The following is a 22,917-nucleotide window of genomic DNA, read 5'->3' on the forward strand; positions in this document are numbered from 1 at the left end:
GGCCGCGGGCCCCCGCCACCCGCGCTCACCAGCGCAGCGGAAGCGTGGCGATGAAGTCGTCGAGACGCTTGGAGATGATCTGGTGGTCGTGGGCCGACGGGTGCCAGTCGCAACCGCCGTAGTCCAGCTCCGAATTGTCGTAGTACCAGTAGCGGACCCGGTCGTCGCCCCGCCTGTTGCGGTCCTGGACGATCTGCCGCGCCGCGTCGGAGAACGCCGTCGTGTTGGACATGTACGTGGCGCTGACCACGATGATCGCGCGCTTGCCGTACCGGGCCCTGAGCTTGTCGATGAAGCCCTGGTAGGCGGTCTTGTAGGCGGCGACCAGTGACTCCGGCGTCCACGACTCGCCCGGGTTGATCGCGGTGGAGAAGTCGTTGATGCCGAGGCCGATCACGATCAGTTGCGGGTGCCAGGTGCCCGGGTTCCTCCAGACGTCGCCGGGCACGCCGATCAGGGCGCGGTCGTAATAAGTGCGGTAGTCGGTGCCCGGCTCGATGCCGTTGTAGTTGCGCACCATGCCCCGCCCGGAGAAGGCGTTGACCTGGTAGTCGGCGCCGAGGCGGCGCGCCGTGAGGGCGCCGAAGCTGATGTCGGTGTTGGTGTTCCGGTCGACCTGGCCGGGGGCGGGGCACTCGCGGGTGGGGGAGAGATTGCCGTAGCCGGCGGTGTAGGAGTCGCCGATGAACTCGATCTGCCGGTGACGATCGGCCGGCCCGGGAAGGAGGGCGCCGCCGGGGGCGGCGACGAATCCGTAGAACTCGCCGAAGGCGGACGGGCTCTCGGTGCGCTTGACGAGCCGCACGCTGTGCACGCCGTTGGTCAGGTCCCTGACCCAGTAGGTGGTACGGCCGGGGGTCACCAGCGTGGCGACGGTGGCGCCGTCGACCTGGACGTCGTAATCGTTCACGGCGTCGTTGAGGGCGACCCCGACGCCGGTGCCGCGGAAGCGGCCCTCGAAGTAGACGCCCGGCCAGCTGTAGCGGACCGAGCCGCCGGCCGGCTCGACCCGGCCGGCGGTGTGCGCCCTGAAGAGGGACGCCGGGGCCGGCTTCCCCAGGGGGGTCGTGTCTGGCGTGGCGGTCGCGTGGGCGGCCGCCGGCGGCAGCATGGCGGTCATCGCCAGCGCGGCCAGCGCCGCCTTTACCTGCGTGCGTCGCACGGTCTCTCCTTCTCCTGCCGGCGAGGGCGCCGCGGGCCGTCGCTTCCATCCCGACGGGCGCCGAAAGGGCCGGTGCTGAACGTTTCATGGGCACGGGCACGGCGACATCCGGCGGCGGCGGCCGCGGTGCGGCGGCATGGCAGGGCACCCGGCCGCGGAGGTTCGGCGGGGGCACCGATGACGTGGGGGTCAACGCCCACCCTTTGCGTCGGATCGGACGAGGCCGCCGGCGGGGCCGTACGCGCTCCAGGCCCGGCGCCGGGTGCAGAGTGTCGCTCCGGCCGCGTCGATCGTCAAGACCGCGCGATCACCCCGGCGGAGCCGTGCCCTCCGGCCGGCCCCGCCGTCCCACCGCCCCCGGCGGGTTCAGGCGTTCAGGTGTTCAGGCGCACAGGCAGCCGGGCCAGGCGCCACGAGGCCGGCACGAGCTGGCGTTCGAGGTCCTCGGGCGCGACGGCCGGTTCGATGCGGGGGAAGCGGCTCAGGAGCATCCCGAACGCGACCTCGGCCTCCTGCCGGGCCAGCGCGGCGCCGAGGCAGTAGTGCAGGCCGTGCCCGAACCCGAGGTGCGTCTCGCGGCGGCCGTCCGGCTCGCGGGTGATGTCGAGCCGCTCGGGGTCGTCGAAGCGGCGCGGGTCGTAGTTGGCCGAGACGAGCATCGCCATGATCGGCTCCCCTCGCCGCACCGTCATGCCGCCGATCTCCACGTCCTCGGCGGCGTAGCGGAACCGGGTGCCCTGGACCGGGCCGCACCAGCGCATCAGCTCGTGGACGGCGCGGGGCAGCAGGGCGGGGTCGGCGCGCAGCGCGCCGAGCTGGCCGGGGTGGGCCAGCAACGCGGCCACGCCGTTGCCGATGAGATGAGCGGTGGTCTCGTGCCCCGCGAGGACGAGGGTCAGCACCATGGTGATCAGCTCGGTGTCGGTGAGGCGGTCCCCGTCCTCGTCGTGCGCCCGGATCAGGCCGGTGAGCAGATCGTCGGCGGGCTCCGACCGGCGGCGCACGATGAGGTCCCGCACGAAGGCGATCATGTCGCGCAGGGGCTCGGTGACCGCGCCCGGCTCCATGCGGACCAGGCCCCGGCCCCACTCGCGCCAGAGAGGACGGTCTTCCTCGGCGATGCCGACAAGCTCGCAGATGACCGTGATCGGCAGCGGGTAGGCGTAGTGCTCGATCAGGTCGACGACGCCGTCCCGCGCGTGCCCGGGGAGCCGGTCGAGGAGGTCCTCGCTGATCCGCTCCACCCGCGGGCGCAGCTCGGTCACCCGGCGGGCGGTGAAGGCGCGGGAGACCAGCCGGCGCAGCCGGATGTGGTCGGCGCCGTCGGCGTCCAGCACGGTGTCGAGCAGGTAGCGCGCGTACTCGGCGGGGATCCCGCGGGCGCGGACGAGCTCCTCGCGCACGTTGCTCGCGCCGGTCCCCGGAACGCCGGCGGGGTCGTTGACGAACCGGCGGTCGCTCAGCACGGCCGCCACGTCGTCGTAGCGGGTGACGAGCCAGACGGGGGTCGTCTGGCCCGGGAAGGCGGCCCGGGCCAGGGGGGCGCGCTCCCGGATCTGGGAGAAGCCGCGGAACGGGTCGCGCATCAGCTCGGGGTCCAACAGGTCGACGACGTCGCCGTCCGTGCGGGGAGTGCTCATCTGCGCCCTCCAGCGCTGGTCACGTGCACGTCCACGCCGACGGGCCGCCCCGGCCGCCGGCCGGTCTCGCTCTCCTGCGCACTCTGGGCGGCGAACGTTCCGGCCCTGACCACCCTAACCGCTCCCCGCCCAGGGCGCCGGGCGGCTGTGGATCGGCCGAAAGTTTACCTTCCGACCGCCGCTTGGGGATGAGAACACGCAGGTAGACGCCACAAGATGGGGACATGACGGAACATTGGAGGAAACTAGCGGGGTTGGGGCCCGGCGAAATCGGCGATCTGCTTCTGGCTGCCGCCGTCCTGGCGTTCACCATTCCGGTGACCCTCATCGACAAGTCGTTCTCCCTGTGGGGCCCGGTGCCCGATCCGCTGGAGATCGTCGCGGGCATCGTGACCGCGGGCACCATGCTGCTCCGCCGCCGCGTCGCCTGGCCGATGCTCGTGGCGTCGGTCGTCTGCGCGTGCCTGACCGGGCAGGTCGTGCCGCTGACGCTGGCCGCGTACTCGATGACGGCGGAGAACCGGGTGCGGCGCTGGCCCTGGGCGGCGGGGGCGCTGACGCTCGTGTACGCCGTGGTGAACTACCGCAGCCCCTACATGGACCACAACCACTACCTCTGCCTGGTCCGCGGCCTGACCCTCGTCTACCTCCCCGCCCTGGTCGGCACGTGGGTCTGGCGATACCGCAGCGCCCTCAAGGAACTGCAGGCCGCCGTGCGGGACCGGGAGGAGAACGCGGCCTGGCGGGAGCGCAGGCGGATCGCGGGAGAGCTGCACGACACCGTGACCCACGCGGTGACGGCGATGGCGCTCAACGCCGGCATGATCCCCGGCGCCGCCGGTCCGGGCGAGGTCAGGCGCCTCACGTCGGCGATCGAGGACAAGGCGGTCCAGGCGCTCACCGAGCTGCGGGAACTGCTCACCGTTCTGCGCAGAGACGAGGTCCCCCAGTCGGCCGAGGGCGTGAAGGGCATCGCCCGCCTGGTGCGCGAGGCCAAGGAGAACGGCCTGCGGGTCGCCCTCACGCTCGACCCCGGCGACCGCGAGCTGCCCCGGCAGATCTCCCACGCCTGCTTCCGCGTCGTCCAGGAGGGCCTCAACAACGTGCGCAAGCACGCCCCCGGGGCCCAGGTGCGGGTGACCTGTGAGACCGGTGCGGACGGCGTGCGGGTCTCCGTCGTCAACAGCCCCGGGGACTGCCACGCCGCCCCTCCCGCCCACTATGTGGAGTCGGGATACGGGCTCGCCGGTCTGCGAGAGCGGATCAACCTCGCGGGTGGCACCCTCAAGGCCGAGCAGATCCCCGACGGCGGCTTCCTCCTCGGCGTCCGCATCCCTTTCGCCCCGCACGCGAGCTGACCGCGACCCCCGCGACGCTGTGATCCCCGCGACGCTGTGATCCCTGTGATCCCTGTGATCTCACGATTTCCGTGACGGCAGGGGGCCGGGTGGTCTCCGGGAAACCTGATCCGCGAGACTGAACCCCAGATGAGGGACGGCACGCCGAACCTCGCGCCCCACTGACGGCGGGGCGAGCACGACGTGAGGAGACACGGATGGGGATCATCTCCCGCGGCTTCCAGGGCCGCCACCGCGACCGGGCCGACCGGCTACCGCCGGGCCAATATCTGACCCACGACTTCCCCGTCCTGTCCGCGGGCCCCACACCCCGCGTCCCGACGGACCGGTGGGAGTTCACCATCGACGCGGAGGACGGCCAGACCCTCCGCTGGTCCTGGGCGGAGCTGACCGCGCTGCCGAGTGAGACACCGACGGTTGACCTCCACTGCGTGACCAAGTGGTCCAAGCTCGACACCTCGTGGCGGGGCGTCTCGCTCGACGTGCTCTTCGAGGACGTCGAGAGCGCCGCCGAACACGCCCTGATCCACTGTTACGGCGGCTACACCACCAACCTCCCCGTGGAGGACCTGCTCGACGGCAAGGCATGGATCGTCTACGAGTACGAGGGGGAGGACCTCGCGCCGGCCCACGGCGGTCCCGCCCGGCTGCTCGTCCCGCACCTGTACCTGTGGAAGTCGGCCAAGTGGGTGCGCGGCATCCGGCTCCTCGACGAGGACGAACCGGGATTCTGGGAGACGGCCGGCTACCACAACTACGGCGACCCCTGGCGTGAGCAGCGGTACGAAGGTGACTAGCCCCGTGACCCAGGACGTACGCCCAGCGATGATCGGCGGGAGGGGCACCGGGTGCGACGCCTGACGTGGCGGGCCGCCCGCCTGCTGGAGACCCGCGACGAGACGCCGACCGCGCGCACGCTCGTCTTCGAGCTGCCCGGCTGGCCGGGCCACCTGCCCGGCCAGCATGTGGACGTCCGCCTGACCGCGGAGGACGGCTACAGCACGCAGCGCAGCTACTCGATCGCCTCTCCCTCGGCCGGCGAGCGGATCGAGCTGACCGTGGAGCGCGTGCCGGACGGCGAGGTCTCGCCCTACCTGACGGAGGTGCTCGAGCCCGGCGACGAGGTGGAGATGCGGGGGCCCGTCGGCGGCTGGTTCGTGTGGCGGGCGGGCGCGTCCGCGCCGGTCGTGCTCGTCGCCGGAGGCTCGGGGATCGTCCCGCTGATGTCGATGATCCGCGCGCGGCGGGCCGACGGCGGCGGGCCGCCGTTCCGCCTGATCTACTCCACCCGCGATCCCGGCCGGCGTTTCTACGCCGAGGAGCTGGACCGCGCCGACCCTGGCCTCGACGTCTCCTACGTCTACACGCGGGAGGCGCCCGGCGGGTCCGCCCGCCCGGCCGGCCGGATCACGGCGGACGACCTGGCCGCCGGCGGATGGCCGGCCGACCGGCGGCCCGACTGCTATGTCTGCGGCCCGACCGGCTTCGTCGAGCACGCCGCCGAACTGCTGATCGGGCTGGGGCACGACCCCGGCCGCGTCAAGACCGAACGCTTCGGCCCCACAGGAGGCTGACATGACCGACGACTACCTGGACGGCAACGCCCTCGCCGGCCCGCTGCGGGAGATCTTCGCCGTCGACGTGACCGCCGCCGTTGAGCGCTGCGCGGGCTGCGGCCGGTCCGGCCTGGTCGCCTCGCTGCACGTCTACGGCCCCGAGCCGGGGTTCACCGCCCGCTGCCCCGGCTGCGAGGAGATCGTGCTGCGGGTGGTGCGCGGACCGGACGCGGCGTGGCTCGACCTGCGCGGCACGGTGTCGCTGCGGATCCCGCTCCCCGAGCCCCCCGGGGGCCCGGCCGCGGGCTGACCCGGCGCTTCCCGGCCCGTGCTCCCGTGCTCGTGGTCAGTGCTCGTGCTCGGTGGGTTGTGCTCAGTGACCTCAGCGGCCGACGATCTGCGCGATCCGGCGGAAGTTGTGCAGGAGCGGCGCGGGGTCGCCCGCGCGGTGGATCAGATGGACGGCGAGCACCGGGCCGGGCGGCGACAGCTCACGCAGGGCCACCCCGTCGTGGCGGAGCCTGCGCATACTCTCCGGCCCCACACCGACCCCGAGGCCGCAGGCGACCAGCCCGAGCATCGCGTGCAGGCCGCTCGCCTCGATCACGCCGGGCGGCTCGAAACCCGCCGTACGGCACATCGCGAGGGCGGCCTCGGCCACCGCGGGCTCCGCGTTCCGCGAGGTCAGGATGAGCGGCCGCTTCGCCAGGGCGGCGAGCGGCAGCGGGCCGCGGGCCGCGTGCCGGCCCGCCTCCCCGTGCCGGTCGGTCTCGTGCCCGGCGCCGGCCCCGGCGGCCCCGGCGGTCCCGGGGTCCGGCACGGCGGCCAGGAGCCGGTCGTGCGCGATCGGGACGCACGCCAGCTGCTCCCGGGCCGCCGCGGGCGGCGGGCCGCAGACGAGACCCGCGTCCAGGTGGCCGGCGAGCACCTGCGCGACCTGCTCGGCGGCCGGGGCCTCGACCAGCTCCAGCCGTACCAGGGGGTAGTGCTCGCGGAACGCCGCGACGGCCTCGGGCAGGATCGCGGCGAGCGCGGCGCCGCCGAAGCCGACGGACAGCGTTCCCGCGTCGCCTCGGCCGGCCTCGGCCGCCTCGACCGCGGCCTGGTCCAGGTGGCGCAGCGCGTGCCTGACCCGGCGCAGGAAGACGCGGCCCGCCGGGGTGGGCCGCACGGCACCGTCGGCGCGGTGGAACAGGTCGAACCCGAGATCGGCCTCCAGCGCCTTGATCTGCTGGCGGAGCCGGGGCCGGTCGATGCCGAGCGCCTGCGCCGCCCGCCCGAAGTGCCCGTGGTCCCGAAGCGCCAGGGCACAGCGTAGGTCGCGCAGCTCCATTCGGCCTCCGGGGGGCGGATACGGCTCGGTGGCCGGCCATCTGCCGACCGTATGCGGGCCCTATGCGGGCCCTATGCGGACCATATATCGCGCGTATCCCCGCACAGCAGCCCTGACTGCGAGTGGGATTCGCATATTTGGTGGCAGGTGCCGGTCCCGGGTTCGGGTAGATTCGCAAGGTCGTGGAGGATGGCGTACGTGCGTACGGCGGCGGGGACGCGCCGGGGCGGATGGGGAGGCCGGTCATGGGAGCCGAGGGCGACATCGCGGGCGAGGCGCGGCGCCGGAGGACCTTCGCGGTGATCAGCCACCCGGACGCGGGCAAGTCGACCATGACCGAGGCGCTGGCCCTGCACGCCGCCGCGATCAGCGAGGCGGGCGCGGTGCACGGCAAGGCCGGGCGGCGCGGCGTGACGTCCGACTGGATGGAGATGGAGCGCGCCCGCGGCATCTCGATCACCTCCGCGGCCCTGCGCTTCGAGTACCACGGCCACGTGTTCAACCTCGTCGACACGCCGGGGCACGCGGACTTCTCCGAGGACACCTACCGGGTGCTCGCCGCGGTCGACTGCGCGGTCATGCTGCTGGACGCCGCGAAGGGCATGGAGCCGCAGACCATGAAGCTCTTCGAGGTCTGCCGGCACCGCCGCATCCCCGTGATCACCTTCGTCAACAAGTGGGACCGGCCCGGCCGGGAGGCCCTGGAGCTGCTCGACGAGATCGAGGAGCGCACCGGCCTGCGGCCCACGCCGCTGACCTGGCCCATCGGGACGGCCGAAGGATTCCGCGGCGTCGTCGACCGGCTGGACGACCGGATCGTGCTCTACACCCGCACCGCCCACGGCGCGACCAGGGCGCTGGAGACCGAGCTGAGCCCCGACCGGGCCGAGGCCGAACTGGGCGCCGACTGGATCCGGGCGAGCGAGGAGGTCGACCTGCTCGGGGCGATCGGCGCCGACCACGACCAGAAGCGGTTCGAGGCGCACGAGTCGACGCCCGTGCTGTTCGGCGCGGCGCTGTCGAACTTCGGCGTGGCCCGCCTCCTCGACGTGCTGGTCGGCCTCGCGCCCGCCCCGGCCCCGCGGGCGGACGTCGACGGCGCGCTGCGGCCGCTGGACGCGCCGTTCTCCGGGCTGGTGTTCAAGGTGCAGGCCAACATGGATCGGGCCCACCGCGACCGCATCGCGTTCGTCCGGGTCTGCTCGGGGAGGTTCGAACGCGGGATGGTGCTGACGCACGCCGCGACGGGCCGGCCGTTCGCCACCAAGTACGCCCAGTCGGTGTTCGGGCAGGAGCGCAGCACGATCGACGAGGCCCACCCGGGCGACGTCGTCGGCCTCGTCAACGCCTCGGCGTTGCGGCCGGGGGACACCCTGTACGAAGGCCAGGCCGTCGAGTTCCCGCCCATCCCGAGCTTCGCGCCCGAGCTCTTCGCCACGGCCCGCGTGCGGGACACCAGCAAGGCCAAGCAGTTCCGGCGCGGGGTCGACCAGCTCGACGCCGAGGGCGTGATCCAGGTGCTCGGTTCCGACCTGCGCGGCGATCAGGCGCCCGTCTTCGCCGCGGTCGGGGCGATGCAGTTCGAGGTCGTCCAGCACCGGCTGGCCGCCGAGTTCGGCGCGGAGATCGTGCTGGACCGGCTGGAGTACTCCCTCGCCCGCCGCACCGACGCGGCCTCGGCGGAGATCCTGCGGCGCCAGCGCGGCGCCGAGGTGCTCACCCGCCGCCGCGACCAGGCCCTGCTGGCCGTCTTCTCCGACCAGTGGCGGATGCGCTCCATCCAGCGTGAGCATCCCGAGCTGACGCTCGATCCCCTCATCGCGGGAGAGTCGCCCCGCGAGGTGTGAGGCGTCAAGATCTACGTTTCCCCAGGTGGGAAGCGCGCGAAGCATGCCTATCATGACCCGAAACGCAACTCCTCCTTAATAAATTAGAAACTTATAATCTTTACGGTCGACGCCATGAGGTCACCCGAGACCATCGAGGCACCGGCGATCGGCGCCCTTCCCGAGATCGACCGCGGCTCCCCGATCCCGTACCACGAGCAGATCTACCGGCTGCTGCTGGACATGATCGTGTCCGGCCGGCTCGCGCCCGGGGAGCAGCTGCTCCGGGAGAAGGAGTACGCGGCCCGGCTCGGGGTGAGCCTGGCGCCCGTGCGGCAGGCCATCCTGGCGCTGGCCAAGGACGGCTACGTGACCAGGACCCGGGGCCGCGGGACCTACGTCAGGGAGACGAAGGTCGGCGCGGAGATCCAGCTGCTCACCAGCTTCACCGCGACGCTGGCGGCGACCGGGCTGCCGGTCGCCACGCGGGTGCTGTCCGCGGAGACGGCGCCGGCGGAGGAGCCGATCGGCTCGGCGCTCGGCCTGCCGGAGGGCGCCCCGCTGTTCCGGCTGCGCAGGGTCGCCCACCTGGCGGGCGAGCCCGTCGTGCTGCTGTCGGCGTCGCTGCCGGCCGCGCTGTTCCCCGGCCTGGCCGACGCCGACCTGTCGGGATCGCTCTACGGGCTCCTGGAGCAGCGGTACGGCACGGTGATGACCTCCGCCCGCAACGTCATCGAGGTCGTCCGCGCGCTTCCCGAGCACGCGTCCCACCTGCAGGTCCCGGTCGGCGAGGCGCTGCTGCGCGTCGAGGCCGTCACCCGCGACCAGCACGGCGTGCCGGTGGAGTTCTCCCAGGTCCTCTACCAGGCCGACCGGTTCCGCTTCGAGATCGAGAGCCACCCCAAGCACGGGGTGGGCTTCCGGCCCGCCCCCACGACACCCCCCGACGGCACTACTCCATAGCTCCACCCGCTCCGCAGAGAGGGGCCATCGCCGTGGCCGCACCAAGTCACCTCCCCGCCTCCTCCTCCGATCGTCAAGCCGGCGTCTTCGTCCGGAACGCCACCGGGCTCATCCGCGAGGTGTCGTTCTTCGACGCCTTCGTCATGAACACCTTCGGGATGAACGTCGCGGTCGGCGGCGTCTTCCTCTACCTGCAGGCGCAGACCGCGTTCCCCGGCGGGAACATCCTGCTCGCCGTGATCGTCGGAACCCTGCTCATGGCGTTCACCCTGCTGCGGGTGTACGCCGAGTTCTCCGCGGCGATGCCGAGGTCGGGCGGCGACTACGTGTTCGTCAGCCGGACTCTGCACCCGATCGCCGGGTTCTTGCTCTCCTGGAGCCAGGGCCTGTGGATGATCTTCTTCTGGATCGGGTTCAACGCCTACTTCGCCCTGACCTTCGCGGTCCCCGCGGCGCTGGCCACCCTGACCACCGTCACCGGCCAGCAGGTGTGGCTCGACATGAGCAACGCGCTGCTCGGCAGGCACGAACTCTTCGGCATCACCACCCAGTGGTGGGTGCTCGGCCTCGGCACCCTGATCACCGTCGGCTTCGGCGTACTCATCGTCGTCGGCGGGCAGCGCTACTGGCGGTGGCAGAAGGTGCTGTTCGCCGTCGCCGGGCTCAGCCTCCTCGTGAGCTTCGCGCTGCTGCTGTTCAACGGCGGCGGCCTGGCCTCCGGCTGGGACGACTTCGCCGCCCGCAACCACGGGCTCACCTTCGACCAGATCATCCCCGCGGCGGAGCAGGCGGGGTACACGGGGAACGGCGCGGGCTTCAGTCTCACCGACACCGTGCTGATGCTGCCGTGGGTGTTCTTCGTGGTCGGCTACGCGCAGGGCTCCGCCCAGATCGGCGGCGAGATCAAGCGGGCGTCGAAGACGCAGTACCGCGCCATGGTCGGCGGCGTTCTGATCAACGGGCTGGTCCTGGCCCTGCTCACCGTCGTGCTGACCGGCCACGTGAGCACCGACTGGCTCGGCAGCCTCGGCTACCTGGCCGGCGCGGCCCCCGACAAGCTCGGCCTGCCCGCGGGCCTGCCGCCCGGATTCAACTTCCTGGCCGCTCTGCTGACCCACAACGTCTTCCTGCTGCTGCTGATCGGCCTCGGCTTCGTGATCTGGGCCGTCATGGGCACCCCGCTGTCGACCATGCAGGCCACGCGGTACATGCTCGCCTGGTCCCTCGACCGGACCGTGCCCCAGCGGCTGGGCGACGTCAGCGAGCGGTTCCACACGCCCGTCAAGGCCATCGCCCTGTGCGTGGTCACCGGCGAGATCGCCCTGGTCGCGCTGGTCAACTGGTCGTCGGCCAGCCTCCTCGGCGCCCTGCTCGCACAGATCCTCGCCTTCATCGTGGTGTCCCTGGCCGGCGTGGTGTTCCCGTACCGGCTGCGCGACGTCTGGGAGTCGGCGGGCGGCCGGCGGTTCCTCGGCGTCCCGGTCGTCGCGCTGTCGGGAGCGGGCGGCGTGATCGCCCTGGGCGGCCTGATGATCATGTTCATCGCCAACGACAGCATCAACTCGCTGTTCGCCGTCACCCGGGCCCTGTCGCTGTGGTTCATGATCGGGGTCGTCGCCACCGGCGCCGTCTGGTATGTCGCGGCCCGCCTCGTCAACCGCAGCCGCGGCGTCGACCTCGGGCTCGTCTTCCGCGAGATCCCCCCGGAGTGAGTGTCCCGGAGTAAGCCTCCCGGAGCGACCTCTCCAGGCCCTCATCCCAGAACCACGAAGGCGTCCCCACAACGCGTTTCCACAACGCCTCCCCACAACGCCTCCCCACAACGCGTTTCCATAACCACGAAGGAGCTGCTCTCATGGCTCTGCCCGGTGCCGCCGGAGCCCGGCGGGTGCTGGTCATCGGCAATCTCACCATCGACGACGTCATCCACCCCGACGGCACCGTGCGGATGGGCTCCCCCGGGGGCAACGCGGTCTACGCCGTGCTGGCCGCCCGGCTGTGGAACCCGGCCGTCGGCGTCGTCACCAGACGCGGCGACGACCTTCCCCCCGGGATCCTCGAGGCGCTGGAACGGCTGGAGGTGGACACGTCGGGCGTCCGCACCGTCGACGGCCCGACCGTACGCAACTGGGTCGTGTACGAGGAGGACGGCCGGCGGCACTGGATCTACCGCACGCCCAGGGAGCGCTCCGCGCAGGTCGCGGTGCGCCCCGAGGACGTCCCGGACGCGTGGTTGTGGGACGAGCCCGCGCCCGTGGTGCACGTCGCCGCCATGCCGCTGGCCGCGGCTGCCGCCCTTGTGGAGCACGTCCGCAGGCGCGCCCCCGGCGCGCTGATCACCCTGGACACCCACGAGGACTGGGCGGGGGACGGCGAGGCGGTCACCGGCCTCGCCGTCCGGGCGGACGTCTTCGTCCCGAGCCGGGACGAGCTCGCCGCCCTCGCGGGATACGACGACCCGCCCCGGGCGGCGGCGTGGCTGCGGGGGCTTGGCGTGCCCGCGGTCGTGGTGAAGCTGGGGGCCGCCGGCGCGCTGGTCGACGCGGGCGACGGGCCCCAGGTGGAGGTGCCCGCGTTCCCCACGGAGGCCGTGGACGCCACGGGCGCGGGCGACACGTTCTGCGGCGCGCTGGCCGCCGCGCTCGCCGCGGGACTCCCGCTGGCCGAGGCGGTGCGGCGGGGAGCCGCCACGGCGGCCTGGGCGGTCGCCGGGATCGGCTCGCTCGCGCTGGCCGGCCTGGAGCCGGAGGAGGCCGCCCGCCAGTACGCCGCCCTCGACGGCGTCACCGACGCCGACGGCGACGCCACTCCCGAATCCGCCGGGTCGGATGAAAGGGGTCAAACGGACAAATCGCCCGATGCGCCCAGTGTGGCGCCGTACGACATCGACGTCATGCGGCGCGAGATCACCATGATCCCCGAGGTGGTGGCCCGTCACCTCGCCGATCCCGGCGGGGAGGTGGCCCGGCTCGCCGCGACGCTGGTGGAGCGGGGCGTCGAACACGTCTTCCTGGTGGGCTGCGGCGACTCCTACTTCGCGGGGCTGGCCACGGCGCTGGCCTTCCAGCGGCACGCGGGCGTCTCCGCCAGGGCCGTGCACGCCCTCGACTTCGCTCGCTACCAGGTGCGCTACCTGCCGGAGCGCAGCGCCGTGGTGTGCGTGTCGTTCTCCGGGAAGGTCGGCAGGACGACCGAGGCCGCGGCGCAGGCCCGCAGGTTCGGCCACTTCGCCGTGGCGCTGACCAACAACCGTGAGGGGGCGCTCGCCGCGGCGGCCGACACCGTGCTGCCCGTTGACGTCCCGACGCTCGGCTTCTCGCCCGGCACCAGCACCTATCTCGGCCTCGTCGCGACCCTGGCCGACCTGGCCCTGCGCTGGGGCGCCGCCCGGGGCCGCGACGTCGGAGCGGCGCGCGCCGCGCTGGACTCGGCGCCCGCCCTCGCGGAACGGACCCTGCTCGCCAACGCGGGACCGGCGGAGAAGGCGGCCCAGGCGATCGCCGAGCACGGGTGGACGGCATTCCTCGGCGCCGGGCCAAACGAGGCGTCCGCCAAGTTCGGCGCGGCCAAGCTCTTCGAGGGCCCGCAGCTCGTGGGCCTGAGCACCAACATCGAGGAGTGGGCGCACGAGGAGTATTTCGTGACCTCGCCCGGGACCCCGGTCGTCGTGATCGCACCGACGGGGGCGGGTGCCGACCGGGCCGCCGAGATCCTCAGCGAGATCGACTTCATCGGCGCGTCGGCCGTCGTCGTGAGCGACGCCGCGCCCGCGCTGCCCGCGCTGCATCTGCCGCTGGCCGAGGGACTGCCCGAGGAGTTCTCCCCGCTGCTGGCCGCCCTCCCGCTGAGTCTGCTCGGCTTCCACCTCGCCGAGGCGCTGGGCAAGCAGAGTTACAACTTCCCCAGCGAGGAGGCCAGGACCGAGCACTACGACACGATCCACCGAGTGGTGATCGGAGAGCCGGCATGAGCCCCGCGGTGCCCCTGCGTGACATCGAGGCGGAGACGGAGCGCCTGCTCGGCGCGTTCGCTCAGCGCGGCCTGGCCGTACGGCTGATCGGCGGGCTGGCCGTCGCCCGGCACCGCCACCGCGACGTGCCCGCCGCCCTCGGCCGTGAGTACGGCGACATCGACCTGGTGATCCACCCCAGGGAGGGCAAGGCGTTCCGGGCCGCCATGGAGGAGCTCGGCTACACGCCCAACGTGCGGTTCAACAACATGCGGGGCGATCGCAGGCTGCTCTACGGCGACGAGGCGAACGACCGGAAGCTCGACGTCTTCGTGGGCGGCTTCCAGATGTGCCACAGCCTCGACCTGGCCGACCGGCTCGGGCTGCACCCGGAGACGCTCGCCCCCGCCGACCTGCTGCTCACCAAGCTGCAGGTGGTCGAGGTCAACCTCAAGGACCTGACGGACGCGCTGACGATCCTGCTCACCCACGAGGTGGCGCCGCCGGACGCGCCCGCCCCCGGCGGCGACGACCACGTCAGCCTCGACCGGCTGGTGCGGGTGACCAGCTCGGACTGGGGCTGGTACACCACCTTCACCGACAACCTCTCCCGGCTTCCCGGCCTCGCGGCCGAGCTGCTGCCCGGCCCGGCCGCCGAGACCGTGGCGGGGCGGGCCGCCGGCATCGCCGACGGGCTCGCCGCGGCGCCCAAGTCGCTCAAATGGCGCGCCCGGGGCAAGGTGGGCCGCCGCATCCCCTGGTACGAGCTTCCCGACGAGATCGGAGGGCCGATCGGTGCGCAGCCGTGACGTCAAGATTTTCTTCGCCACCGACATCCACGGGTCGGACCGCTGCTTCCGCAAGTTCGTCAACGCCGGCAAGTTCTACGGCGCGGACGTCCTGATCATGGGCGGGGACATCACCGGCAAGATGCTGGTGCCCGTCATCGCGACCGCCGGCGGGCGCTTCACCTCCCACCTGTTCGGCCGCGACCGGGAGGTGAGCGCCGAGGAGCTGCCCGCCCTGCGCAAGACGATCGCCGACGCCGGCTTCTACGCGTACGACACCACGCCCGACGAGATCGCGGAGTTCCGCGAGCACCCGGAGCTCGTGGACAAGACGTTCCGCACCCATATGCACCAGACGCTGTCGGCGTGGATGGCGCTGGCCGAGGAACGGCTGGCGGGCACCGGCATCATGTGCCTGCTGGCGCCGGGCAACGACGATCCGCTGTTCGTCGACGAGGTGCTCGGCTCCTCCGACATGCTGCTCAACCCGGAGGGCCGGCTGGTCGAGCTGCCCGGCGGCTTCACGATGATCTCGGTCGGCTACTCCAACCCGACTCCGTGGAAGTCGCCGCGGGAGCTGCCCGAAGACCAGCTCGCCGAGAGGATCGCGCGGGAGGCGGCCAGGGTCCCCGACATGTCGAAGGCCGTCTTCAACCTGCACGTCCCGCCGAAGGACACCCCCATCGACCAGGCGATGGCGCTGGACGACGAGTTCCGCCCGGTCATGAAGGCGGGCAGCCCGGTGATCACCGGAGTGGGGTCGAGCGCGGTGCGCGACGCGATGGCGACCTACCGCCCGCTGCTCGGCCTCCACGGTCACATCCACGAGTCCCGCGGCGAGGCGGTCGTCGGCGGATCCCGGTCGATCAACCCCGGCAGCGAATACTCCGAGGGCGTGCTGCGCGGCGCGCTGATCACCCTGTCGACGAAGAAGGGGCTCCGTGGCTATCAGCTCGTCGCCGGATAAGACGGATAAGACGGATAAGACGGATCGCCCGGATAACCCGGATAACCCGGATGTGCCGGTCGGGCGGGGGTCGCGTCCGCCGGGGCCGCCCACCGTCGCGGTCGTCGGGTCGGCCCGGGTCGAGGAGCCGGATCCCGCGTGGCGGGACGCCCTGGCCCTGGGCACGGCGCTCGGCCGCCGGGGCTGGCGGCTGATGACCGGCGGGTACGCCGGCCTGATGGGCGCGGCCGCGCGGGGCGCCCGCGAGGCGGGGGCGGCCGTGGTCGGGCTGCCCATGACGGCATGGACCGGCCTCACGCCCAGCCCGTGGTGCACCGAACTGCGCTGGGCCGCCGACTATTCGGAGCGGCTGCGCCACCTGCTCGCCGCCGACGCGGTGGTCGCCCTGCCGGGCGGGGTGGGCACGCTCGCGGAGGCGGCCGTGGTCTGGTCGGCCCTGCAGACCGAGCCCGGCGCCGCCCGGCTCGTGCTGCTCGGACCGCGCTGGCGGCGGCTGCGCGAGGCGTTCGCCGCCGACCTCGTCGTCGGCCCGGGCGACCTGCGGCTCGCGCCGGTCGCCGGAGACGTGGACGAGGCCGTGTCGCTGCTGGAACGGCTCGTGACGGACGGCCCCCTCGCGACCTCGGGGCCCCGGGGATGACCGCGGCCCCCTCGGCCCCGCCCGATCTGGTGATCCTCGCGCGGCGGGCCGTGATCGGCGGGCGCGAGGTCCCCGCCGCCGTGTCCGTGCGGGACGGCCGGATCGCCGCCGTCGGCCCATACGACACGGCCGCGGCGCGGACCGCCGGTGAGGTCGTCGAGGTCGGCGCGGACGAGGTCGTGCTGCCCGGCCTGGTCGACACGCACGTCCACCTCAACGATCCGGGGCACGCCGACTGGGAGGGCTTCGCGTCGGCGACGCGGGCCGCCGCCGCGGGCGGGATCACGACCCTGATCGACATGCCGGTCGACAGCGTGCCCGCCACCACGGACGTGACCGCGCTGCGGCTCAAGCGAGAGGCGGCGCGCGGGCGGTGCCACGTCGACGTCGGCTTCTGGGGCGGCGCGCACGCAGGCAACGCGGGGGATCTGGCGGAGCTCCACCGGGCCGGCGTGATGGGCTTCAAGTGCTTCCTGGCCGACGCGGGGGCGCCCGATCTGCCGCCCGTCTCTCCCGCGGAGCTGGCCGCCCTCATGCGGACGCTGCGCGAGTACGACGCCCTCCTGCTCGTGCACGCCGAGAGCGAGGCCGAGCTCGCCCGCGCCCCCCGCGCCGCGGGACGCCGCTACGCGGACTTCCTCCGGTCCCGTCCGCCGTCCGCCGAGGAGGCCGCGGTCGCGGCGGTGGTGGAGGCGGCCCGGCTGACCGGGGCGCGCGCCCACATCGTGCACGTCTCCGCGGCCGGATCGCTGCCGCTGATCGCGGCGGCCCGCCGCGACGGCGTGCGGATCACCGCCGAGACCTGCCCCCACTATCTGACGCTGGCCGCGGAGCAGATCCCCGACGGGGCGACCGAGTTCGCCTGTTGCCCGCCCGTACGGGAGGGTGTCAACCGCGACGGGCTCTGGGCGGCCCTCGGCGACGGCACGCTCGACGTCGTCGTCTCCGATCACTCGCCCTGCGCGGCCGAGCTGAAGCACCGGGAGACCGGCGACTTCGGTGCGGCGTGGGGCGGAGTCTCCTCCCTCCAGCTCGCGCTGCCCGTGGTCTGGACGGAGGCCCGGCGGCGCGGCGTGCCGCTGGCGCGCGTCTCCGGCTGGATGAGCGAGCGCCCGGCCAGGCTCGCCGGCCTGACGGCCAAGGGCGGCATCGTCGCCGGGCGCGACGCCGACCTGTTCGTCCTCGCCCCCGACGAGACGTTCACCGTCCGCCCCGAGGAACTGCACCATCGTCAGCCCGTCACCCCGTACGCCGGCCGCCGGCTCCACGGCGTGGTGCGCCGCACCTGGCTGCGGGGGCGCCCCGCCGGCCCGGCGCGCCCCGCCGGCCGCCTGCTGACCCCGTCGACCGACCGACCGGAGGACACCTAGTGAAGATAGTCGTGGTCAACCCCAACACCTCGCGGTCGATGACCGACGCCATCGGCCACGCCGCGCGGAGCGCCGCCTCGCCGGGCACCGAGATCCTCGCCGTCCAGCCCGAGTACGGTCCGGAGGCCATCGACTGCGCGATGGAGAGCTACCTGTCGGCCGTCGCGGTGATGGACCGGCTCCTCACCCTCGGCGAGCCGTACGACGCGGTGGTCCTCGCCGGGTTCGGGGAACATGGGCGCGAGGGGGTGCAGGAGATCGTGGACGTGCCCGTGATCGACATTGCCGAGGCGTCCGCGCACGTGGCCCAGATGATCGGGCGGAGCTACTCGGTGGTGACGACGCTCCAGCGGTCGGTGGGCGCCATCGAGGACCGGCTGCGGCTGGCCGGGCTCGCCGACCGCTGCGCCTCGGTGCGGGCCTGCGGCCTGTCGACTCTGGAGGTGGACGACGACCCCGCCGCCGCGATGGAGGAGATCGTCGCCGAGGCGGGGCGCGCCGTCCGCGACGACCACGCCGAGGTGATCTGCCTGGGCTGCGGCGGCATGGCCGGGCTCGACGAGGCGATCACCGCGCGTCTCGGCGTACCGGTGGTCGACGGCGTCGCCGCCGGCGTGCGGCTGGCCGAGGCGGTGGCCGGGCTCGGCCTGCGGACCAGCAAGGTCTGCACGTACGCCGCCCCGGACCCGAAGCGGATTCCGGCGTGGCCGCTCTCCCGGCACCTGAAGGCGGCCGTCCGATGAGCGGCGGGAAGCGGCTCGACCTGGCCTCCCGCTGGCTCGGCGGCGGCGTCGTGGCGGCCAGCGACGAGTCGTTCGGCCTGAAGGAGAATCTGCTGGTGCCGGCCCCGGCCGACTTCGTGCCTGGCCACTACGACCACCGCGGCGAGATCGTCGACGGCTGGGAGACCCGGCGCCGCCGCGGCGAGCCCGGCCACGACTGGGTGATCGTCCGGCTCGGCGCCCCCGGGACGATCGCCGAGGTGGACGTCGACACCTCCTTCTTCACCGGCAACTACCCGCCGTACTGCCGGATCGAGGCGTGCGGGATGGAGGGCCACCCGGACGTGGACGACCTCACCGGCCCCGGCGCGGAGTGGGTGGAGATCGTGCCGCGCGGACCCCTCAAGGGCGACGCGCACAACCTCTTCCCGGTCGCCGACCCGCGCCGTTTCACCCACCTGCGGCTGTCGATCGAGCCGGACGGCGGCGTCGCCCGGCTGCGGGCGTACGGCGAGGTCGTGCCCGACCCCCGGCGCTGGGACGGGCTGACCGTCGACCTGGCGAGCCAGGAGCACGGCGGCCTGGTGGTGGCCAGCAGCGACGACTTCTACACCTCGGCGGACCTGCTGAACCGGCCGGACCGGGCGCGGACGATGGGGGAGGGCTGGGAGACGAGCCGCCGCCGCGACTCCGGGCATGACTACGCCGTGATCAGGCTGGCCGCGACGGGCCGGCTGCGGCAGATCGAGATCGACACCAGCCACTTCAAGTACAACGCCACGGGCGAGATCGAGCTGTACGGCCGTCCGCCCGGCGGGGAGGAGACGGACGACCCCGGCTCGGCGGCCTGGTTCCCGATCCTGCCCCGCACCCGGCTCCAGCCCGACACGCGGCACGTGTTCACCCTGCCCCGGCCCACCGCCCCGGCGGCTGCCGTACGGGTCGACGCGTACCCCGACGGCGGCATCTCGCGGGTCAGGCTGATCGGCGTGCCCGACCGCGAGGCCCGGCGCAGGGCCGGCTTCCGCTGGTTCAACGCCCTGCCCGAGCGGCAGGCGGCGAGCTGCCTGGCCGCGGCGGGCGTGGGCGAGGAGGCCGCCGGGCGGCTGCTCGCGGCCCGGCCGTTCCCGTCAGGCCAGGAACACGGCCAGGAACACGGCTGGGAACACGGCCAGGAACAGGGCCCCGGGCCGCTCGCCGCCCTCCTGCCGGAGGGTGAGGGGGCCGTGATCGCGGCATGGTTGACGGGTTCGCCCGACGAGCCGGGGGTCTGACGCGATGGGAACCGGTGTGCGGCGGATTGTGCTGCTGACACTCGGCTGGGAGGACCTGCCGAAGAGCGTCTCCCTCCACGGCGACGTCTCGGGGGAGCGGTTGCGTGAGCCCGTGCCGGGCGTCCTCCTGCAGACGGACGGCGGCTGGGTGCTGCTCGACACGGGCTTCAACACCGCGCTGATCCGCGACGCCGCTCTCGCCCGGCGCTTCCATCCCGGGCCGGAGTACCTGCCCGTGCTGCCCGGACCGGGAGAACCGCTGGAGGAGGCGCTCGCGGACGTGGGCATCCCCATGGACGCGATCCACGCGGTGGCCGTGAGTCATCTCCATCTCGACCACGCGGGCGGCCTCAAGCACTTCGCCGGGCGGGTGCCGGTCCACGCCCAGCGCGCCGAGCTGGAGTACGGCCTGTCCGGGGACGCCGAGGAGCACGGCATCTTCCGTATCGACTTCGACGACCCGAGGATCGACTGGCGGCTCGCCGACGGGGAGGCCGAGATCGCCCCCGGCGTCACCGCGGTGCCGACGCCGGGCCACACCCCCGGCCACCAGAGCTTCGTCGTGGACCTCGACGACTCCTTGGGGGGCGGTGGTTTCGTCTTCGCGTTCGACGCGGCCGACCTGACGGAGAACATCGAGCGCGAGGTGGCCGTGGGCGGATTCATCGACTGCGGGCCGGAGGCCACCGTCGAGCAGATCCGCAAGCTGAAGGCCATCGCCGCCGCCCGAGGGTATCCGCTCATCCCGGGCCACGACCCGGTGGCCTGGCCGGCGTACACCGCACGGTTCGCCGCCGCCTTCCGTGCCTGATCACGGCAGCCCCCCATTGCCGCCATTGACAGCGCCCCCGCGTTTGGTCACCGTAACTGCCGTGCATCGGGAGATCCGGGCCCGGTGGGGAAGGGCGAGGGCGGTGTGGCGGTGCTGCGGCAGGAGGGAGCGCGGGAGCGGGACGACGCGCCGGACGGCGAGGTCTGCGCCGCCGGGCGGGCGGCCCGCGACCTGCTGAGTGAGGCGGAGCGGTTACTCGCGGACGCCCGCGCCCTGCTGGCGGACGACGCCGGCGCCCGCGCGGAGGTGCGGCGGGCGGTGTCCGCGGTGCGGATGCGGCTGGCCCGCGACGGGCTGGCCCTCGTGCCCGTGAGCCGGCTGCGGGACGTCACCGACGGTCGGCTGCGCCTGGGTCTGCTGGAACAGGCCGGCTATCGCAGCGTGCTCGACGTCCTGGAGGCCACGCCGTACGCGCTGCAGCTCGTACCCGGGGTGGGCGCGCGGACGGCCGCGCAGGTCGTGGCCGCCGCCCGGCAGATCGAGGAGGCCGCGGCCGACGCGGTCGCCGTCCGGATCGACCCCGGCGAGCGGGACGACGCATCGACGGCGCTGCTGGCCGCGCTCCGGCCGCTGGTGGGGGCTGGCCCCGACCTGCCGCGCGCCGTCGCCGCCGCGGCCGAGGCCGAGCGGACGCTGGCCCCGCTGGTGGCAGCGGCCCGGCCGGCCCGGGGCCGGCTGCGCATGCTGCTCGCCGGGACACGGCGCCGCCGCCGGGCCCGTGAGGCGCTCGCGCGGCTGCGGGCCGCGCTCGGCGAGGCGCGGGCGCACGGCACCCGGCTCCTGCTGAACCAGGCCGTCGTCGACCTGCTCCGGCCGTCGCCCGCGCCGTTCGAGGCGTGGGCCGACTTCGAGGTCAGGCCCGCCGACTACTACGGCCTGCTCACCGAGGTCGCGGCCGTCGGGCCCGACCGGGTCGCCGCTGAGGGGTTCGTGCCCGACGACCTGGCCACCCTGATCAGGGCGCAGCCGCTCGACGACACCCACCGCAGGGTCTCGCTGCGCGGCTACCAGGCGTTCGGCGCGCGGTTCGCGCTCGCCCAGCGGCGGGTGATCCTCGGCGACGAGATGGGGCTCGGCAAGACGGTCCAGGCGGTCGCCGTCCTCGCCCACCTCAGCGCCGCGGGCGCCCGTCACTTCCTGGTCGCCTGCCCCGCCAGCGTGCTGATCAACTGGATCCGCGAGGTGGAGAGCCGCAGCACGCTCCGGGCGTACCGGACGCACGGCCAGTTCCGCGCGGCGGCGCTGGCCGAGTGGGCCCGCGCCGGGGGAGTGGCCGTGACCACCCTGGACACCCTGCACAGCCTGCGGATACCCGCGGAGATCGACATCGGCGCGCTGGTGGTCGACGAGGCCCACTATGTGAAGAACCCGGAGGCCCGCCGATCGAGGACGGTCGCCGAATGGTGCCGCCGCGCCGACCGCGTGATCTTCCTCACCGGCACGCCGATGGAGAACCGGGTGGAGGACTTCCGCGCCCTGGTCGGCCATCTGCGGCCGGAGCTGGCCGCCGAGATCCGCGGCAGCGACGCGGCCGCGGGCGCCCAGGCATTCCGCCGCGCCGTCGCCCCCGTCTACCTGCGCAGGAACCAGGTGGACGTGCTGCCCGAGCTGCCCGATCTCGTGCACGTGGACGAGTGGGAGGAGCTCAGCGAGGCCGACCTGGCGGCCTACCGACGGGCGGTGGCCGCGGGCAACTTCATGGCGATGCGCCGGGCCGCCTACCAGGTGCCCGCCCGCTCGGCGAAGCTCCATCGGCTGCTCGAACTGGTCGAGGAGGCGGCGGGCAACGGAGCCAAGGTCGTGGTCTTCTCGTGCTTCACCAGCGTCCTCGCGGTCGTCCGGGAGGCGCTCATCCGGCGCGGGCACGGTGGGGTGCATGGTGGGGTGCATGGTGGGGTGCATGGTGGGGTGCATGGTGGGGTGCATGGTGGGGTGCATGGTGGAAGTCCCGGTGGGGCGTGCGGTGTGGTGCCTGGTGGGGTGCACCGTGGGATGCACGGTGGGGTGCACGGTCCCATTTCCGGCCGGGTGCCGGCCGCGGAACGGCAGCGGATCGCCGACGAGTTCGGCGCCGTCACCGGGCACGCCGTCCTGCTGGGGCAGATAGAGGCGGGCGGCACGGGGCTCAACCTGCAGGCCGCCACCGTGGTGATCCTCTGCGAGCCGCAGCTGAAACCGACCACGGAGAGCCAGGCCGTGGCCCGGGCGCACCGGATGGGCCAGGTGCGAAAGGTCCAGGTGCACCGCCTGCTCGCCGCCGACACCGTCGACGAGCGCCTGCTCGCCATCCTGCGCCGCAAGACGGCGCTCTTCGACGCGTACGCCCGGCGCAGCGATCTCGCGGAGTCGGCCCCCGAGGCGGTCGACCTGTCCGAGCAGGCGCTGGCGCGGCGAATCGTCGAGGAGGAGCGCCTACGCCTCGGTGTCGGCCCAGGCGGGTCTCCGGGGGATCCCTCGGACTCGATCGTGTAGACGATCGATGGCAGGGTCCAGTCATGTTTGGCTCCAGCCGTGGGCGGCTCGCTCGATGGGGTGGC

At 73.5% G+C, this 22,917-nt stretch carries 19 protein-coding genes; 16 read left to right on the forward strand and 3 right to left on the reverse strand.

Translation table 11 applies throughout. The features are described from left to right. Positions 1-25: 25 nt before the first annotated feature. Positions 26-1,162, reverse strand: a complete 1,137-nt coding sequence (locus JOL79_RS09050; protein WP_210155273.1) for an SGNH/GDSL hydrolase family protein — start codon at positions 1,160-1,162, stop codon at positions 26-28. 374 nt (positions 1,163-1,536) lie between these two features. Then, positions 1,537-2,802 carry a cytochrome P450 family protein gene (locus JOL79_RS09055; RefSeq protein WP_210155274.1) on the reverse strand — a complete coding sequence of 422 codons (1,266 nt, stop codon included), beginning with the start codon at positions 2,800-2,802 and terminating at the stop codon, positions 1,537-1,539. Between the two features lie 254 nt (positions 2,803-3,056). On the opposite strand from JOL79_RS09055, the gene JOL79_RS09060 reads away from it, so the two are divergent. The 4 genes from JOL79_RS09060 to JOL79_RS09075 all read left to right on the forward strand — a co-directional run bounded on the left by JOL79_RS09060 (position 3,057) and on the right by JOL79_RS09075 (position 6,026). Next, positions 3,057-4,160 carry a sensor histidine kinase gene (locus JOL79_RS09060; protein WP_210155275.1) on the forward strand — a complete coding sequence of 368 codons (1,104 nt, stop codon included), beginning with the start codon at positions 3,057-3,059 and terminating at the stop codon, positions 4,158-4,160. 197 nt (positions 4,161-4,357) lie between these two features. Further along, a complete protein-coding gene (locus tag JOL79_RS09065) occupies positions 4,358-4,957 on the forward strand; it encodes a sulfite oxidase-like oxidoreductase (RefSeq protein WP_210155276.1) in 600 nt (199 codons plus the stop codon). Positions 4,958-5,008: 51 nt separating this feature from the next. Beyond that, positions 5,009-5,734, forward strand: a complete 726-nt coding sequence (locus JOL79_RS09070) for a ferredoxin reductase (RefSeq protein WP_210155277.1) — start codon at positions 5,009-5,011, stop codon at positions 5,732-5,734. A 1-nt stretch (position 5,735) separates the two neighbouring features. Continuing rightward, the gene (locus JOL79_RS09075) at positions 5,736-6,026 is read left to right on the forward strand and encodes a DUF6510 family protein (RefSeq protein WP_210155278.1); all 291 of its coding nucleotides are present in this window, start codon (positions 5,736-5,738) and stop codon (positions 6,024-6,026) included. A gap of 72 nt (positions 6,027-6,098) precedes the next feature. On the opposite strand, the gene JOL79_RS09080 is transcribed toward JOL79_RS09075, so the two are convergent. Beyond that, positions 6,099-7,049: a LysR family transcriptional regulator gene (locus tag JOL79_RS09080; RefSeq protein WP_210155279.1), complete on the reverse strand. Its 951-nt coding sequence runs from the start codon at positions 7,047-7,049 to the stop codon at positions 6,099-6,101. Positions 7,050-7,294: 245 nt separating this feature from the next. Here JOL79_RS09080 and JOL79_RS09085 point away from each other — a divergent pair, with 245 nt between their 5' ends. The 12 genes from JOL79_RS09085 to JOL79_RS09140 all read left to right on the forward strand — a co-directional run bounded on the left by JOL79_RS09085 (position 7,295) and on the right by JOL79_RS09140 (position 22,852). Then, entirely contained in the window at positions 7,295-8,896 is a 1,602-nt protein-coding gene (locus tag JOL79_RS09085; protein ID WP_230984525.1) for a peptide chain release factor 3, read from the forward strand. A 114-nt stretch (positions 8,897-9,010) separates the two neighbouring features. Continuing rightward, a complete protein-coding gene (locus tag JOL79_RS09090; protein WP_210155280.1) occupies positions 9,011-9,838 on the forward strand; it encodes a GntR family transcriptional regulator in 828 nt (275 codons plus the stop codon). Positions 9,839-9,870: 32 nt separating this feature from the next. Continuing rightward, positions 9,871-11,550 (forward strand): APC family permease, encoded by a 1,680-nt coding sequence (locus tag JOL79_RS09095; RefSeq protein ID WP_210155281.1) that lies wholly within the window; start codon positions 9,871-9,873, stop codon positions 11,548-11,550. Positions 11,551-11,693: 143 nt separating this feature from the next. Beyond that, positions 11,694-13,808, forward strand: coding sequence for a PfkB family carbohydrate kinase (locus JOL79_RS09100; protein WP_210155282.1), 2,115 nt, complete (start codon positions 11,694-11,696; stop codon positions 13,806-13,808). Continuing rightward, entirely contained in the window at positions 13,805-14,596 is a 792-nt protein-coding gene (locus JOL79_RS09105; protein WP_210155283.1) for a nucleotidyltransferase family protein, read from the forward strand. Before JOL79_RS09100 ends, JOL79_RS09105 begins: the two co-directional genes overlap by 4 nt. After that, a complete protein-coding gene (locus tag JOL79_RS09110) occupies positions 14,583-15,542 on the forward strand; it encodes a metallophosphoesterase family protein (RefSeq protein WP_210155284.1) in 960 nt (319 codons plus the stop codon). Before JOL79_RS09105 ends, JOL79_RS09110 begins: the two co-directional genes overlap by 14 nt. A gap of 52 nt (positions 15,543-15,594) precedes the next feature. Beyond that, entirely contained in the window at positions 15,595-16,182 is a 588-nt protein-coding gene (locus JOL79_RS09115; RefSeq protein WP_210155285.1) for an LOG family protein, read from the forward strand. Further along, entirely contained in the window at positions 16,179-17,552 is a 1,374-nt protein-coding gene (gene allB / locus JOL79_RS09120) for an allantoinase AllB (protein ID WP_210155286.1), read from the forward strand. The genes JOL79_RS09115 and allB overlap by 4 nt, the downstream gene beginning before the upstream one ends. After that, positions 17,552-18,295 carry an aspartate/glutamate racemase family protein gene (locus JOL79_RS09125; protein ID WP_210155287.1) on the forward strand — a complete coding sequence of 248 codons (744 nt, stop codon included), beginning with the start codon at positions 17,552-17,554 and terminating at the stop codon, positions 18,293-18,295. The genes allB and JOL79_RS09125 overlap by 1 nt, the downstream gene beginning before the upstream one ends. Next, positions 18,292-19,548 (forward strand): allantoicase, encoded by a 1,257-nt coding sequence (gene alc / locus JOL79_RS09130; protein WP_210155288.1) that lies wholly within the window; start codon positions 18,292-18,294, stop codon positions 19,546-19,548. Before JOL79_RS09125 ends, alc begins: the two co-directional genes overlap by 4 nt. A 16-nt stretch (positions 19,549-19,564) precedes the next feature. Continuing rightward, on the forward strand, positions 19,565-20,359 hold the full coding sequence (locus JOL79_RS09135; RefSeq protein ID WP_210155289.1) for an N-acyl homoserine lactonase family protein: 795 nt from the start codon (positions 19,565-19,567) through the stop codon (positions 20,357-20,359). An 84-nt stretch (positions 20,360-20,443) separates the two neighbouring features. Next, positions 20,444-22,852, forward strand: coding sequence for a DEAD/DEAH box helicase (locus JOL79_RS09140; protein WP_307848420.1), 2,409 nt, complete (start codon positions 20,444-20,446; stop codon positions 22,850-22,852). Positions 22,853-22,917 lie beyond the last annotated feature (65 nt).

Source organism: Microbispora oryzae (genome assembly GCF_017896165.1).
Classification (GTDB): Bacteria; Actinomycetota; Actinomycetes; order Streptosporangiales; family Streptosporangiaceae; genus Microbispora; species Microbispora oryzae.